Origin of the sequence: Geobacillus sp. TFV-3, from assembly GCF_009901865.1 — a bacterium.
Taxonomy (GTDB): Bacteria; Bacillota; Bacilli; order Bacillales; family Anoxybacillaceae; genus Geobacillus; species Geobacillus thermoleovorans_A.
Genome location: NZ_MPSP01000001.1, coordinates 612,293 through 628,236 on the forward strand (window position 1 = coordinate 612,293; position 15,944 = coordinate 628,236).

General features: G+C 41.2%; 13 protein-coding genes and 2 pseudogenes. 12 read left to right on the plus strand and 3 right to left on the minus strand.

The genetic code is table 11. The features are described 5' to 3' along the window. Positions 1–272 precede the first annotated feature (272 nt). Complete coding sequence (locus tag BJQ97_RS03135) at positions 273–743, plus strand: hypothetical protein (protein ID WP_236567118.1); 471 nt, start codon at positions 273–275, stop codon at positions 741–743. A 591-nt stretch (positions 744–1,334) separates the two neighbouring features. Here BJQ97_RS03135 and BJQ97_RS03140 read toward each other — a convergent pair. Next, on the minus strand, positions 1,335–1,715 hold the full coding sequence (locus tag BJQ97_RS03140; RefSeq protein ID WP_160157524.1) for a VOC family protein: 381 nt from the start codon (positions 1,713–1,715) through the stop codon (positions 1,335–1,337). A 1,009-nt stretch (positions 1,716–2,724) separates the two neighbouring features. Here BJQ97_RS03140 and BJQ97_RS03145 point away from each other — a divergent pair. From BJQ97_RS03145 to BJQ97_RS03195, 11 genes and pseudogenes are all read left to right on the plus strand, one after another. After that, positions 2,725–3,600 carry a hypothetical protein gene (locus tag BJQ97_RS03145; protein WP_160155471.1) on the plus strand — a complete coding sequence of 292 codons (876 nt, stop codon included), beginning with the start codon at positions 2,725–2,727 and terminating at the stop codon, positions 3,598–3,600. Between the two features lie 5 nt (positions 3,601–3,605). Beyond that, the gene (locus BJQ97_RS03150; RefSeq protein WP_160155472.1) at positions 3,606–4,496 is read left to right on the plus strand and encodes an SMODS domain-containing nucleotidyltransferase; all 891 of its coding nucleotides are present in this window, start codon (positions 3,606–3,608) and stop codon (positions 4,494–4,496) included. Then, entirely contained in the window at positions 4,465–6,111 is a 1,647-nt protein-coding gene (locus BJQ97_RS03155) for a HesA/MoeB/ThiF family protein (RefSeq protein WP_160155473.1), read from the plus strand. The genes BJQ97_RS03150 and BJQ97_RS03155 overlap by 32 nt, the downstream gene beginning before the upstream one ends. Before the next feature lie 23 nt (positions 6,112–6,134). Further along, the gene (locus tag BJQ97_RS03160) at positions 6,135–6,596 is read left to right on the plus strand and encodes an MPN domain-containing protein (protein ID WP_160155474.1); all 462 of its coding nucleotides are present in this window, start codon (positions 6,135–6,137) and stop codon (positions 6,594–6,596) included. Positions 6,597–7,286: 690 nt separating this feature from the next. Next, positions 7,287–7,667: pseudogene (locus BJQ97_RS03165) on the plus strand (DUF4277 domain-containing protein); the annotation flags it as partial. A gap of 341 nt (positions 7,668–8,008) precedes the next feature. Then, on the plus strand, positions 8,009–8,731 hold the full coding sequence (locus BJQ97_RS03170; RefSeq protein WP_160155475.1) for a TspO/MBR family protein: 723 nt from the start codon (positions 8,009–8,011) through the stop codon (positions 8,729–8,731). Between the two features lie 239 nt (positions 8,732–8,970). Continuing rightward, positions 8,971–9,516: a DUF6431 domain-containing protein gene (locus tag BJQ97_RS17595; protein WP_079935676.1), complete on the plus strand. Its 546-nt coding sequence runs from the start codon at positions 8,971–8,973 to the stop codon at positions 9,514–9,516. 152 nt (positions 9,517–9,668) lie between these two features. Further along, positions 9,669–10,922 carry an IS481 family transposase gene (locus BJQ97_RS03180; protein ID WP_160155463.1) on the plus strand — a complete coding sequence of 418 codons (1,254 nt, stop codon included), beginning with the start codon at positions 9,669–9,671 and terminating at the stop codon, positions 10,920–10,922. Next, entirely contained in the window at positions 10,915–11,715 is an 801-nt protein-coding gene (locus BJQ97_RS03185) for an ExeA family protein (RefSeq protein ID WP_160155462.1), read from the plus strand. The genes BJQ97_RS03180 and BJQ97_RS03185 overlap by 8 nt, the downstream gene beginning before the upstream one ends. A gap of 231 nt (positions 11,716–11,946) precedes the next feature. After that, positions 11,947–12,099: pseudogene (locus BJQ97_RS03190) on the plus strand (IS701 family transposase); the annotation flags it as partial. A gap of 390 nt (positions 12,100–12,489) precedes the next feature. Next, positions 12,490–12,996: a YobA family protein gene (locus BJQ97_RS03195; RefSeq protein WP_236567119.1), complete on the plus strand. Its 507-nt coding sequence runs from the start codon at positions 12,490–12,492 to the stop codon at positions 12,994–12,996. A 114-nt stretch (positions 12,997–13,110) separates the two neighbouring features. Here the strand turns inward: BJQ97_RS03195 and BJQ97_RS03200 are convergent, their stop codons facing one another. Continuing rightward, a complete protein-coding gene (locus BJQ97_RS03200; RefSeq protein WP_160155476.1) occupies positions 13,111–14,337 on the minus strand; it encodes an NAD(P)/FAD-dependent oxidoreductase in 1,227 nt (408 codons plus the stop codon). A 393-nt stretch (positions 14,338–14,730) separates the two neighbouring features. Next, the gene (locus tag BJQ97_RS03205) at positions 14,731–15,402 is read right to left on the minus strand and encodes a hypothetical protein (protein WP_160155477.1); all 672 of its coding nucleotides are present in this window, start codon (positions 15,400–15,402) and stop codon (positions 14,731–14,733) included. Positions 15,403–15,944 lie beyond the last annotated feature (542 nt).

The following is a 15,944-nucleotide window of genomic DNA, read 5'->3' on the forward strand; positions in this document are numbered from 1 at the left end:
TGCCATTGAAGTAAAACAGTTCTGCATTCTTTTGTTGCAATATAAGAAGCACTCTATACATAGCTAAGAATTATGTTTGCAGATTATATTAGTATTTATTTATTGTCAAATTAGGTATACTTTTATATAATTGAGAATATAGTTATAAATCTTTAATAAAATTTTTCAATAAAGTGTCATCTTCTATAGGAAATTCTACCTTAATAAAAAAAAGGTATGAGTTGCCTATAGTTGATGACACTTATTTTTTTGACAATAGAAGGGAGAGAATAATGATGAAGATAAGTTACAAATGTTCAATTGTTAAATACAATCCTGATCCTGAGAATGGATGGAAGGATCGCATTTCATTTATTTTTGAATTTCTTGCAGATAATAAAATTGTAAGAGAATTGGCGGTTGAAATGTTTTCACCATTTTTAATTGTTCCTTTAAGTCCTATACAGGAATTAGTTACAAAGGAGGGATTGAAGGGAGACTACTGGGCGTTATGGGTTGTGGATACTCCTAAGATTTTTATTGTGGAAGATTATGAATTTACTATGGTCTTATTGAATGGATGTACATTGAGAGGAGGTGTGACAAAAAGTAATTTAAATAAATGTGAACTTAGTAGTTTGTATGAGTTGGCGGATAAGGATTCTTCAATAAACATAATATTTACAAATCATAATGAAAAAACATCAAATAGACAGTTTTATTACTGTCCATTGTTATCTTCTTCTTTATATTTTGACAAATAGTGGTAGATCAAAAGAATAAGAAACAAGATAAAAGATGTTATATCTAAAAGTAGTTATTGGATAGATGCTTGATTGTTCAACTGATGGTAGGTTCATAGTTTCTGTATAAAAAAGTAAAGGATTTGAAACAACCTCTTTTTGCGAAAAAGAGTGTATCAAAAAAAGTGTGACGATGATTGGGAAATAAAACAAGGGAATAGGATTGAAGGGAATCGAGGAAAGTATCGATTGGTACATTTCTCGATTTCTTTTTATTGGAGCGAAAAAAAGAAAAGGGCATTAAAGACTAACGAGTTCCGATTTGAGGTGCAAAAATAGAAGAACAGTTGAAATTGACATCAATTTTGACCAATTAACTGACATCAAAATTACATCAAAAAAGCAGGGTAATTTCCCTGCTTTTTGACTTGTCAATTATAACTATCAATTAAATACGACTAATAGTTAAACAATCTATGCAGCTTAGGGCTTAGAATTATTGAAATATCCCTAACCGTTAGTTGAAGTTACATAATTAACAAGGGTTGAACTTATCTTCCGTGTTTAAAACAACAGGTGTCCCTGATTGGTTTAATTAAAGCATTCAAATTATCACTTTTTAGGTGAAGTGATTCTTAAATAATAACCATCTGGGTCAGTTAAGCGAAAATCCGTCATTCCCCACTCTTGTTGTTTTAGTTCTGATTCTAATTCAATTTGCATTTCACATATACGTTGATAATAACTTTGAACATCTGGAACTACTAATATTATTTCAACTCCCATCCCTTTCCGAGAAGTTTTAATTTCGCTAAAATAATGGTTATTCGAAATAACATCTTCTTGGGTTAAAAGTAAGTTAAGATTTTCCGCTTTAAACATAGCACTATTCTCATTTTGAGAAGATAACTCTAATTGAATTACGTTCTTGTAAAAATCAACAGACCTTTGCAAATCTTTCACGAACAATTCTAAACGTATATTTAATGTCATTTCCACACCTCCAAACAAACATTCTTGTTATTACGATACAACAACATTTATTAGTACCAAATATCAACAGAGTTATTTAATATATATTTAACATTAAATACTAAATTCCCTTTAAAAAATCGCCCTAATATTCAAGGACAATTTACCTAAAATAAATAATGTCATTCATAGTGTATTGTCGCTTATTAATTCCGAGACTTTGTGCGGGTGTAATATATACATAGTACAACGGCTTCTTTAAAACGACATTCAAAATGACAACGAAATGGACATATCAATTGGAAAAGCTCACCTTCTCTTCATAAATGATTTTGATATTTTTCATTGGGTAAACATCCTCCTGCCAAAAACAGTGTCATTTGAAATAAAAATTCAGACAAATCCTTTTATAATAATAAAAAATGACGTACCAAAACTGATGTCAGTTCGCACGTCATTTTGCATGTCATATTTAATTTTGCACCCTAAAACAGAACCCGTTAATTAAAGACGAACGTTTGTTTAACACATCTCAGTTCTTACTTTCAAAACTTTTCTTAGCAGAAGGAGGGATAACATATGTATGGGCATCAATTCTATCGATATCCGATAGAGAAACGAGTAAAGTATTTGAATGATCAATTGAGAAATAGTCATTTCAGTTTGCTTGAGGAACTGGCGCAGATATATTTGTAGATGCTGAAGATATAAAGGAGGAGCTTCAAAAAGGTGGATATTTCTTCGTTTTAGAACTGAATCAGTTTGTACGGTGCGATATGGGGTAAGCGAGATAAGAATTCGCCACCTCTTTTTATTGTCGATCCATAAATCGAGGTACAGATTTCCTGCCTTCGTTAAATTGGCAAGATCTTAATGATTGGTGAAAAGATACCTTTTCGGAAAAGTTGGATGATCATATATTCGCAGGTAAAAAAGACTTGGTGAATCGTGTTAGTACTTACGTCCTATCAAGTCATATGATATAATGAGTATAAATAAGAAACATTTTCCAAAGGGGAAGATTATCTATATGAAATCAAAAGATAAGTCGGCTATTTTCATTATCATTCTACTATCAATGCTGTTAGTGTTAGTACTGTATTTTTATATCGATTTAAAAATCAAAAATAGTAGATTAAATGATACCATAAAAAACATTGAACAAAAATATCTATTAAATACAAATGATACAAAAAATACAAATGATACAAATGTAAATATTGAACAATACAAACAAATGATAGAGTTTATTAAAAGTGAATTTGGAACCTATAAAGAAATTGCAAACAACGATCGCCAAAGTTTTATTCAACTGGTAAACATCTTTTTGATTGGATTAGGATTATTGGCGAGCATTGTTTCTTTAGTTTTATATTGGACATTTGGTCAAACAAGGAAAGAGGTTGTATCCACAGCGAATGAATATTTAGAAAAGAAAGTTGATGAAGCTATCACACCAATGGAAAATAAAATTGATGAGTTAAATAGAATTATTTTAAGTCAGATAGCATTAAAAAACAGTAAGTTAATGTTTGTAGGGAAAAATAGTAAGTTGGAAAAAATGAAGAAATTGGAGATTAAAAAAATCAAAGAGAGTATTGAAAATGTTGTGCTTTATCCTTACGAAAGGCAAAATGTTTGCCAAGCTATAAGTGCATCTAATCCAGATATATTAGTTTATTGTGTTGACAATGTTGAAAATAAAGAGGAATTGGAGCAAGTAGAAGAAATATCAAAATTCCTTCATCTAAACGATTTTGAAATTCCGTTCATTATTTATGTAAAAGGAAGACTAGCTGATCAGTTGTTATCTATTTATACATGGACAATTACAGCGAACATGCCTGCAACTTTAATCAGTCATATTTTTTCTTTAAGCAATGGATTAAAAAGAATAAGGAGTTGATACCAATGACTGTAAATGAATATTTGGAGAAATTGTTGGAAGATCACAAGTTGTCAGATGAAGAAAGAGAAGAAATTCAAGCAACAAGTGACGAGGTAAGAGAAAAGCTAAATAATGAATTTGGCAGTAAGATTATTACAATAAAATATTCTGGGTCTATTGCTAAGCATACAGCTATAACAGAAAGTAAAGATATTGATCTTGCGATCCACTTTAAGAAGACAGCTTTTGAAACTTTGGAAGAAATGTATAATTCGGTGTTTGATTACCTTCAAAAAAATTATGCTGTAAGAAAACAAAAAGTTTCTATAGGATTAGTTGATCTTAACGTGGATGTAGTCCCTGGTAGAAGAATAGACGAGGAAGATGAAAGTAACAATGATGTTTTTTTATACAAAACTGATGATGGTGGAAGAATTAAAACAAATATTGAGACTCACAAAAAGTATATATCTGAAAGTGGATGTAGAGAAATTATCCGTCTCGCAAAAATATGGAAGATTAAACACGATTTAAAATTTAAATCTTTTGCGTTGGAACTACTTGTGATACAAGCACTTAAAAATTCTGATAAAACCAGTTTGAGTGATAGATTTAAAGAAGTTTTGGAATACATTAGAGAAAATGTTGAACAGGTAAGACTTGTTGACCCAGCTAACTCAAATAACAATGTAGCTGATGCGATACAACCAATTGATAAGACTTTATTTAAGATGAAGGCAGAAATCGGTTTGGGTTATATAAAAGATGCTGAAGAAGGTCGGGAAAGTCACCTTTCAGCTTGGAAAAAAGTTTTTAATGATTTTTCTGGTGATTCTGACGGAAACTCATCCAATATTATTATAAAAAGAGAAACGGCTGATTATGGAAGACAGCCAGAGCGTAGACATGGTTGAAAGTTGGTTTGAACAATTTCCTTCACTCTTTGAAAGGGAAAAAAGAATCTTAGAACAATATGGCTTTACATTAGATGTAGAGCGATTACAAAACGAAAAAATTGTGGTGTTTCACGGCAGATCTGCTCGAATGAAGGAATATCCACTAACAATTGTTTACTCTGATGGATATCCATCGTTTCCACCAGCTGTGTTTAGTTTTGTTCCCGAAGAGCTGACTCTTGTTAGACACCAAAGAAAAGATTCAAAATCGCTATGTATGTTTGGTTTTTCTCATGAACGTTGGAATGCAGGTTATACTGCACGGGAGGTCATTTACGAAGCTGAAGAATTGATAGTTAAATATTCTCCATTAAATTTTAATCATGATTACGCAGATGATACTGTTCCAGAACCATTAATTAATCAATTTCCTTACAATGAATACGGCAAACATGGTTTATTAATTCCTTATCCATTTGGTGACTATTCGTTTTCAGATTTGAAATCTGTTCAATATGCCAAGATTAGATATGATGTTAAATCTCAACAAGGAATACTTATAGCGATTGAAAGGGATAACGAATGGGTTCAAGCTCATGAAGAGTATTATAAATGGTTTGAAAAAAGTTCTGTATACAATGCAGTAATTTATAAATTGCCACAGCCTCCACATTTTAATCCTAGTATTGCATTAGAGTGGTTAAGACATGAAGGGTATATTAGAAATCCGAAGAAATCAAAATCGGTAAATCAATTTATAATATTAACCTTTCCTGATGAGTGGGGCATGCGTGGTAATTATCGAATGTCATGGATTGTTTTGAGAAATATACAAAACAGTCCATCTTGGGTCAAATGTTATTTAGTAACCGAAGACGACATAGAAATACGCACTCCCTATGGGAAACAATTAAAAGATAAGACTGTTTCGATTGTTGGGGCTGGTTCACTTGGCTCAATTGTCGCAACATCGCTTGCTCAAGAGGGAATAGGAACGATTAATTTAATTGATTATGATGATTACGAACCTGGAAATGCAGTTAGACATCAAGTAAGTCAGTTTTGGTTTGGATTTCCAAAAGTAATTGGTGTTAAAAACAGAATATTGCAATTGAGTCCACGTACAAAAGTTATTCCTTTTCCTGTAAGTGTAGAAAATAAAGAAAGAACTTTTCAAACTCTACTTGAGTCAGACTTGATTATAGATACAACAGGAAATCATAATGTTTCTCATTATTTGAATAGAATTGCAACACGTTATAAAGTACCCTTTATAGTTGCATCTGTAACCAATGGGGCTTGGAGTTGCGAAGTAGTCAAGTATATCCCGTCACAATCAGGTTGCTGGATATGCTGGAATAGAAGGTATAATAATACAACTCCTCCAAGTGCCCCTAAAAATGTATATCAGTTTGCTCCTGGTTGCGATCAGCCAACTTTTGTTGGTGGAATATCAAGTATTAATATTGCTGGGGGACTGATTGTTCAGTCTGCAATAGATATTATGCTCAATATGAGTAAAGAAGGGCAAGAGTATGTCCTTTGGAGTGAGCGTGACCTTCAAGGAAATCGGTCATATGAGATTAAGTTTCTACCTAACCCTCCATTCTCAGATTGTGTTGTGTGTAAATAATAAATAAAGTGATGTGTGCTTGTATGATAAACAAAGTATATATAACTTCCTATTGTCTACAAACTATTGAATATATAATAAGAAGACATAATCAAAATACCGAAATTGGGGGAGCGTTGGTAGGATTTCAGAAAGGTGACAGTTTGACTATAACTCACGCTTCAGACCCAGGTCCAAAAGCAATTATGCAAAATAACTGGATTAAAATTGATGAGCAATATACAACTGATTATTGTAATTATTTAAACAAAGTTTCGAATAACAGTCTCTATTATCTTGGTGATTGGCATACTCACTTGTCCAGTAACCTTTTGCCTAGTCCTACAGACTATAAAGCAGTTCAAGCTTTGTCTTCATATTTGCCTGAAGATATTAGGTTTTCTCTAATAACAGTAATTTTTAATCATTTTTCACCACAAAATTTTAAAGTGTATAACTATACACAAAAGAGGATATTAAAAGAAGTAAACTGTAAAATTATTTGATTGCAGATTTATGTATGCAATGTTCTTTCTGTTCTCAAAGTATTGTCCTTTTCTATATCACCGTAAAATAAATCCCGCCCTGGGAAAATAAAAAGTGTCCAGGAAAAATAAAAAATGTACAAGAAGCCGAGCGTGATCAGGGTTTTATCTGATCTCATGTTCGGCTTCTTCTTTTGGAAAAGTGATGGTTGAAGAACAAAAAAGCACTTGAGTCTAAAAAATTTTCCGAGAGTTTTTGCTTGCTTACCACATGTTCAATTTTATTTAGTACAGAATAATTTATGAATTCTCAATAATGCAGAAAAAAGCAAGAAAAATTGTTGACCTAAAATGAGATCATTTATATAATATCAGTAGTCAGCACGATAACTCGGATCGTTTTCGGTAATAATTGACCAAAGAGTGAGAAAATGAAAAGAACCCTTGATACACAAGTTTTTTCAATAATTGAGAGGAATGCACGGGTTCATAATCGACTCAAAATCGTGTGGGGTAGCCCCCCGTGTGGGTTCGACTCCCACCATCGGCATCGAAAATAGGAGAAAGGCTTTAGGGAACAAGGGGGTTCACATAAGTGAAATCCCTTGTTTTTTTATTTACCGAATACGATTCGAGAAAAGAAAATCGTGTGCGTACAATCGTGCTCGGTGAGGTGAAATGGAAAGTGAAAAGAATAGAAAATGAGAGAACCTTCCCCCATTGATTGACCATCTCGTTCCCGTTGATCCACAGTGCCAGACTCGAACCAGCGATGCCGTTCAGGCCATCCTCTACAATATGTTTGACGGCCGGCAAGCCCTTGTTCACCTAGAACGATGGGCTCAGGAGATCGATCTGGAGAAACTCATCCGTTCCGGGCTCCATCCTTCCTGGTTGAATGACGATGCGTTGGCCCGTCACCTCGACCGTCTGTACGAGGCTGGCATTCACAACGTCATCAGCGCTTGCTTGATTCAGATTTACCGGAAAGAAGGCCTTCCTCTCCGAGCCTTTCACGCCGATACGACGGACAAGACCGTTTACGGCGCCTATGAATCGGCCTCGTTAGAAGCCTTACAGATCACACATGGTGTTTTCTGCAAAGAAAAAATACAGAGTTTTGCAAGGAAAAGTGCAGAGAATTACAACTTGACATGGAGCCTCTGGGGGCGTGATTAAAAAGCCAGGAATCCAGCAATATCAAGGGCTGGCTATGCCTAAAAAGGCTATCACGCCCCCCACTCCATGTCAAGTTGGCCTAAGCCAAATTCTCTGCAGATCTCTGTATTTTTATTTTGCAATAAACATATATATAAGTTGCAATAAAGAATTTCCGATTTTTCGTTTCTGCTTTCATCTCAATACGAGCTGATATGGTATAACGTGGAAGGCAGTCAGCTGGATGTAAATATAAAAAGAAGTGGAGGGGTAACATGAATCGGTTCGTTGTTTATGCAGGAGCGTATGTCATGATGGTACTTGTCAATGCAGTAGCGGAGTGGCTTCCTTTGAATGGTCAGACGACAGGGGAAATATCGCGGAAAGTAAACGTCTTATTTACCCCAGCAGGGTATGTGTTTTCAATTTGGGGGTTTATCTACCTCCTATTAGCGATTTGGATTTTAAGACAATTTCCATCTTCTCGACGAGACTTACCTATGTATCGCCAAGCGTTCGTTCCTTTTGTTGTTAGCTGTATATTTAATGCGTTGTGGATTGTTGTGTGGCATTATGAATATTTTCTCTTTTCTGTTGTTTTGATGCTTTCTCTTCTTTTTACGCTGATATGGTTATATAAAGTGGTCAAACGTACGAATCCAAGTTTTTTTGAGTTTTTTCCATTTTCTGTTTATTTAGGCTGGGTCAGTGTTGCAACGATTGCAAACATTTCCTTTGTTTTAAAATACAACGGTTGGGACAGATTCGGATTGTCTGATGCGTTCTGGGCGATTACGATGTTACTCGTTGCAACAGCTTTAGCCCTTCTTTTCATGCTCCGGCAACGAGATTGGGCGTATCCATTTGTATTCGTTTGGGCGTTTGTTGGCATTGGGGTGAAAAACCAAGGAACTGCGTCGCTTGTCGCATACGTTTCATTTTTGTTTGCAGGAGTAATACTAATTAGCGTAGCGTCTTTGTATAAAGAAAAAACATAATCACCCACCGTTCAACTTATATATTAACTGTAGATGAGCAAATTTGCTAACATAAATTGACAATCAAACAAAAAAGGAGACATGAACCTGTAAATTATCACTTTATTTCGGAACAAAAGAGCCATTTTTTTGCACATTCTTTCAGAAAGCCCTCTCCCCTTTTCTGAAAGAATGTGCTAAATTTTTTGTGAATTATTTCGGAAGAGAAAATCCATCGGTTCAGAGGAGGGGAGGAGGACGTGATTCAATTTCATGACTTTGGCATTGACGTCCAAACGTATGCAGAGCGTGGAAAAGAAAACGACTTCCCTCTTCTGACACAGTGTCCGCATTGCCGGGCCAAGCGCCCGTTGCACCGCCACGGTTACTATGAGCGAAACGCATTGACCCCACATGGTGATGATCGCATTTGGATTGTCCGGTATCGCTGTCGGGAATGCTTGAAGACGGTGAGTGTGCTGCCTTCCTTTCTCCTCCCGTATTTTCAGTATACGTTGTCCGCCGTATGGCAAGTTGTGAAAGAACAGTTGGGATTGACCGAGGGGACGAACCAGGCTCCGTTCCTCCCGACAAAGGACGGCATCATCTTTTATGTCCGACGGTTCTACCGAAACCTATCAAACCTTCATAGCTTTTTTGCGAGGCGGTGGAGGATCATAGGCCCTATCGTGAAAAAAGAAAAGGAACGGGCTTCTTGGTGGATCCGGACGTTGGAGGAACACGGTCTCTATTCGGTCATCAGAGAGATGTGGGAGGACGGATTCCGACACCCTTTTGCAAATTAAATGGGATCCTGATTTTACATATATATCCTAAATTGGAAATGATTGAGGTTCCCACAAACCTTTCCTATCGACGGAGAAAAAGCAATTCGGTACGATAAGGGCAGGAGGACCGGAACGGTCCTGATTCCAAGTGAGACCAGGAGGAGATTCGAATGGATGAGTCGATGAGACACGACATTGCCCTGTTTCGGTACGGGCTAATCGCTCCGTTGGTGAATGGGCAGGTGGAACCGAAGACGTATCTGAAAGAGGTGAGCGAGCGAGTGCACCATGTTCCCCACCAGGGCGACAAGCGAATCGCAGCCAAGACGATCCTCGATTGGTGCACCCGATACAAAAAAGGGGGCTTTGACGCCTTAAAGCCGAAGCGCCGTTCGGACCGCGGCCACTCAAGGCGTCTGTCGCCCGATGATGAGGATCATATTTTAGCCCTAAGAAAAGAACATCCCACCATGCCCGTGACGGTGTTCTACGAACACCTAATCGAGCAGGGGGAAATCCCAGAAAACCATACCTCTTACTTTACTATATACCGATTATTGAAAAAACACAACCTTGTCGGGAAAGAAATTTTGCCCATGCCGGAGCGAAAACGCTTTGCGTATGACCAGATCAATGAGCTTTGGCAAGGGGACTTATCCCATGGACCAACGATTCGAGTCAATGGGAAAGCCCAGAAAACGTTTTTGATCGCCTATATCGATGACTGCTCGCGGTTGGTGCCGTACGCGCAGTTTTTCCCTTCGGAGAAGTTTGACGGGCTGCGGATCGTCACGAAGGAAGCGGTGCTTCGTTGCGGGAAGCCGAAGCGCATTTACTCGGACAACGGGAAAATTTATCGATCCGAGGTGCTGCAGTATGCGTGCGCCGAGATGGGGATTACGCTCATCCACACCCAGCCGTATGATCCGCAAAGCAAAGGGAAAATCGAACGGTTCTTCCGCACCGTACAGACGCGGTTTTATCCGCTGCTGGAGTTGGATCCCCCGAAGTCGCTCGAAGAGCTGAACGAGCGCTTTTGGAGGTGGCTTGAAGAGGAGTATCATCGAAAACCGCACGCCTCACTGGACGGAAAAACGCCGCATGAGGTGTTTCAATCGCAAGTGCATCTCGTGTCGTTCATCGAAGATGGCGATTGGCTGGATGCGATTTTTCTGAAACGGGAGCACCGCAAGGTCAAAGCCGATGGAACGATCACCTTGAACAAGCAGCTGTATGAAGTGCCGCCCCAGTTCATTGGGCAATCGATTGAACTCCGCTATGATGAACGGGGCGTCTATGTGTACGAAGATGGAAGGAAGGTGGCGGAGGCCGTTCGAGTTCGTTTGGAGGACAACGCCTATGTAAAACGCCATCGGTCCCCGTTTGCGGCGATTCCGGCGAAGGAGGGAGAACACGGTGTATAAATCGTTTTACTCCCTTTCGCGGGAGCCGTTTGCGAAAGAAACAGACCCGTCCAAGGCGTATCAAGGGGCGCCATTTCAGGAAGCGTTGCGGGCGCTGGAGTACGTGAAACGAACCCGGGGGATCGGGCTGTTGATCGGAGAGCCGGGGGCGGGCAAGACGTTCGCCCTTCGGGCGCTGAAAGAGTCATTGAATCCATCATTGTATCATGTCGTCTACTTTCCGTTATCCACCGGAGGCGTGATGGATTTTTACCGTGGACTGGCCTTGGGATTAGGAGAGGAACCGAAGTACCGCAAGGTAGACCTCTTCCGCCAAATCCAGCAGGCGATCGAGCGATTGTATCATGAACGACGGATCACGCCGGTGTTCATTTTGGACGAGATGCATTTAGCAAAGGATGCATTTTTACAGGACATCGCCATCTTGTTCAACTTTGAGATGGATTCGACCAACCCATTTGTCTTGATTTTGGCCGGGCTGCCCCATTTACAGGGGAAGCTGCGGCTCAATCAGCACCGCCCTCTCGATCAGCGGATCATCATGCGATACCGGATGGGGCCGCTGGAGAAGGAAGAGGTGGCGGGCTACATCGAGCATCGGATGAAACAGGCCGGGGCGAAGCATCCGATCTTCACTCCATCGGCGTTAGAGGCGATTGCCCTGCAGTCGCGGGGATGGCCTCGGGTGATCAACACGTTGGCCACGACGTGCCTGTTATACGGGTATCAGCTGAAAAAGGACGCCATTGACGAAGAAGTGGTGCGCATGGCCGCAGAGGAAATGGGGTATTAGCACGAAAGGGGCCGAATCGGCCTCTTTTGTGCTTTCTCTTTTCCATCGGTCCATCAGGCGCGCTGGAAATCTTCATCTGAAAGAGCGTGCAAACGTTCCGAAAGAATGTGCAAAATCCGGAACAATCCGCAAAAATTTTGCACATTATTTCCGAATCCGCCTGAAATAATTTGAAAAAGGGATTCTGAAATAATGTGCTAATTTACAATGAACCGGACTCCTTGGTTAGGCGTGTACAGCATAGCCGAATCTCAACAAGACCTCTCCGCCGGACTGGAGCTTCTTCGATCGCGGAAAGGCCACAGCCTAGTTGAGTTCATTTACAACGCGGCGAAGCAAGATATTCCTATTAATGTGATCAAAAAACAGCTCCGTATCGCATAAGGGGTACCCTGTTTGTCTCTTAAACCATGGAAATGATTGTAATGAAAAATGTTCATCTACAGTATTAAGATGCGAAAAGAGGGTTTGGTGTTGAATTTTTAGGACGATTGTGCGCAACAAACGTCGGGGAGACATATTCAAAAGGGAGAAGTAAAAATTCGAACATACATATGGCCATCACAGGCGGGAACGCATCAGCTGTCGCCCATTTCATTGATGGTGTCGGCCGCCTTGCTACCGCACTTGGAATCATAATGGCGGTGAATTATATCCTAGGTTTGATGGAGGATGTAAGAACCCATGATCGATTTGCCGAAATGGAGCTTTTCATAAAAGGGTGAAACGATGTTTCCGTAAATCCGACTAATGATAACAAAGGAGGAGATTGGGTTGAAAAAACGGCTTGTTTTCATTGCCGCCGTGTGGAGTGTTTGGTTGTCAGGCTGTAACGGGCAAACTGACCGCTATGCTATTGAAGGGTATGTCGTGAGAAAAGAAGGAGGAAGCATCTTGGTTGTCAGTTCGGATCCGCAAGATTTTCGTTCCACAGACGGGATTGAAGAGTTTTACAATGCTATCTTGGTTTCGAATGCACCAGCGCGAGTGAAGATCGGTCAGAAAGTTCGGGTCTGGATTGATGGAGGAATTGCTGAGTCGTATCCAGGACAAGGAAAGTCTGGAAAAGTGTTGGTTGTGCCGAGCGCCCCGCGTGATGGAGCCAGCTTATTGGAGGAGGACGTGATCCGCCAAGCGCTGAAAAAGGAGGCGATTCGTCTCCGGCACACGATTCCTGTGATTCGAGCGGTTCAGTATGACAAACAAGCGGACACTTGGACGCTTCGAGTGAAAGACGCCCATGGGCGAACGGAATTTGATGTTCGGATCAAGGATGGATAAAGATGAGAGGATTGCCATCGAGTTATTCAGACAAAAATAGAACACAAGAGAACGCGAACGCAAGAGAAAGCGCCCCTTCCCCCTTTGATGGGGGAGGGGTTCGGGGAAACACCGTTACGAAGACAACGCTGAGACAAGCGGACGGTCCGGCAAGTAGAGCTGGGCGTCACCGCTTTGGTTTGCCGCGATCCAGTCGCGCAGGCATTTGGCGAGCGCCATGCTGTAAACGGCGCCGTTGTCTCCATAGGCGTAGACGAAATAGCAGTTTGGATATTCGGCGTATACCCCGATGATCGGCAGACCGTCGTGTGTGCCGGCGTAGTAGGCGCCTAAGTAAAATTCGGCTCGGACCGGGATCGTGGGGAAGCGTTGCTGAAACTCCGCGATCAACTGGTCGCGCTTATGAATGAGCTTCGCATCGCGCTCATCGGCATACGTTGTATCTTCATCCAATCCACCGATGATAATGCGGTTGTCGGCGGTCGTGCGCATGTAGATGTAGGGGCGGGCGGTTTCCCAAATGAGTGTTCGGTTGTGCCAGCTCGAGAAATCCTCAACTTGGTTGGTAACCACGGCATAAGTGCTGCTCAGCATGGCGTTCGGATCTTTTTTGAAGTTCAATGTTTCGTAACCAGCCGCCACGATGACTGCTTTGGCGCGAATGACCGCGCCGGTTTTCGTATAAAAAATAGCTTGGTCTTTTTCGAGTTTTTTTCCATTGATTTCGGTTTGTTCGTAAATGGCAACTCCTCGGCGTTTGGCATATTCCAACAGGCCGATCGTCAGTTTGTATGGATTGACTTCGCCGTCTCCTTTCGTCAGCAGTGCCGCTGGTTTGCGGAACGGATAATGGCGGGCGATTTGTTCTTCCGACCACCATTCGATAGCAAAGCCGTGTCTCTTTAAAGAGGCGTATTCTTTTTCCAATTTGCTTACATCTTCAGGAGAGCTGGCATAATACAAACTGTCGCGGGGGACAAATTCGCAATCGAGCGGCAGCTTTCGAGCGGCATCGGCCAGATCGCGGATGGCCTGCTCACAAAGTTTTACATGCCGCGCCGCGTACGTTTCGCCAAAGCTGTTGATCAGCTCGAAAAACATTTTTTCCCCCAAGTATTGGATCAGGGCTGTATTGACCGCTGTGCTTCCATGTCCCGCTTTTCGCTTCTCGACGACCACGACGTCAAGATCGGTGTCGCTGAGGAAGTAGGCGCATTGGGCGCCCGAAGTACCAGCGCCGATAATCAGCACGTCGCAGTCGATGTCTTCCTCTAAGACCGGGTAGCTCGGCGGATCGGGAAAAGTCGTGGGCCAGTAGAAGATTCCTGATTGCAAGTTCACGATCGTTCGTCTCCTTCCACTTCATCGTTCGTTTTTAGCATGACCGGAATCATTTGGTTTATTCGTCGGGAAGGAGGAGGGAAACCGCGCCAAACGTTTTTTCGACTTCATGGCTGGAGCAGCGCAGCAAAGGGGGATGAGGAGGATAAGTGGAGAATTTCAATTAGGCAAATCCGGGAAGACGCTTAGCCTTCCCGGATGTTATTAATGAATCCTATGGATATTATAAACATAGTTCAAACGCTGTCAGGTTGTTGCTTTGAGAGGGGGGATTTCCCTTGGATGATCCCCGCGATCCGTGTCCGAAAGGGATGTTTTTTCTTTGTTGCGCTGCACAGCCCGCCCCTTGTCCATTGTTTGTTCCCTAACACCGATTGTCTTCACTCTGTAGAATTATTGCGCGTGCCGAAGGCTGGCGATGGATGCCTCATGTTCAATCGAGCGTTTGGAGAGGATGGCCAAAATGTGTTCGTGGCGCTCTTGGTTGACTTCGATCTTTTTGACAATTTCATTGGTTTCCAGAACCGCCTGCCAAATAGGAGCAAGGTCGTCTTTGGTCGCCATCTTCGCTTGAATTTCGTTTGCGTTGGATTGGAGTTCATTCACTTTGGACTGGAGTTCATTCACTTTGGACTGGAGTTCATTCACTTTGGACTGGAGTTCAGCCAGTTCCTCTTTGGTCGCCATCTTCGCTTGAATTTCGTTTACGTTGGACTGGAGCTCGTTCACGGTGAAGCGAAGTTCAGCGAGATCGTCTTTGGTGGCCATTTTCGCTTCGATGTCGTTCACTTTGGACTGGAGTTCAGCCAGTTCCTCTTTGGTCGCCATCTTCGCTTGAATTTCGTTTACGTTGGACTGGAGCTCGTTCACGGTGAAGCGAAGTTCAGCGAGATCGTCTTTGGTGGCCATTTTCGCTTCGATGTCGTTCACTTTGGACTGGAGTTCGGCCAATTCCTCTTTGGTCGCCATTTTGGTTTTGATATCGTTGACTTCAGATGTCAAGGCGCCGACATTCGAGTGCAATTGATCGAGGCGATCCAAAATTCGGTTCAAGAGTGCTTCCATATGGATCATCCTTTCCATGTTTTGGTTGGTGGTGATGTAAGCCCATTCTCTATTGTTAGTGTAGTCTGGATCTTGTCGATGTAGGGCTTTGTCAAAGGATTCGATCATCAGTGGGGATATGTGCAGTAGATCTGGGGACATCCAACTCCCATTTTAGCACAAATTATGTGGGAGAAGACAGGGGATTTTTGGGACAATATGATGAAAAAGGGCGGCACTGTCGGTCTATATAAGTTGCAATAAAGAAATTCCGATTTTTCGCTTCCGCTTTTATCTCAATACGAGCTGATATGATATAATGTGGAAGGTAGTAAACTGGATGTAAAACAAAATTTCAACTTATATATTATTATAAATGCAACGAAAACGTTTGACATAACCTTGGTGGAAAAGTCAATTCTCTATTTTTTGCTGTCGAAGGCAGGTCAAGAACGTGAGGGAAGAGAGAGCAACAGCTCTCTTCACAGACTGATACATGGGTCTGAAGGCGGCGTCGCACGGTCGCTCGACAGTCGATCTAATGCTCGGTAAAATACTAAAAT

Excerpts from the sequence above, each read along its gene's own strand:
- BJQ97_RS03135 (WP_236567118.1), top strand. The coding sequence starts at position 273 with ATGATGAAGATAAGTTACAAATGTTCAATTGTTAAATACAATCCTGAT.
- BJQ97_RS03140 (WP_160157524.1), bottom strand. The coding sequence starts at position 1,715 with ATGACATTAAATATACGTTTAGAATTGTTCGTGAAAGATTTGCAAAGG.
- BJQ97_RS03145 (WP_160155471.1), top strand. The coding sequence starts at position 2,725 with ATGAAATCAAAAGATAAGTCGGCTATTTTCATTATCATTCTACTATCA.
- BJQ97_RS03150 (WP_160155472.1), top strand. The coding sequence starts at position 3,606 with ATGACTGTAAATGAATATTTGGAGAAATTGTTGGAAGATCACAAGTTG.
- BJQ97_RS03155 (WP_160155473.1), top strand. The coding sequence starts at position 4,465 with ATGGAAGACAGCCAGAGCGTAGACATGGTTGAAAGTTGGTTTGAACAA.
- BJQ97_RS03160 (WP_160155474.1), top strand. The coding sequence starts at position 6,135 with ATGATAAACAAAGTATATATAACTTCCTATTGTCTACAAACTATTGAA.
- BJQ97_RS03170 (WP_160155475.1), top strand. The coding sequence starts at position 8,009 with ATGAATCGGTTCGTTGTTTATGCAGGAGCGTATGTCATGATGGTACTT.
- BJQ97_RS03180 (WP_160155463.1), top strand. The coding sequence starts at position 9,669 with ATGGATGAGTCGATGAGACACGACATTGCCCTGTTTCGGTACGGGCTA.
- BJQ97_RS03205 (WP_160155477.1), bottom strand. The coding sequence starts at position 15,402 with ATGGAAGCACTCTTGAACCGAATTTTGGATCGCCTCGATCAATTGCAC.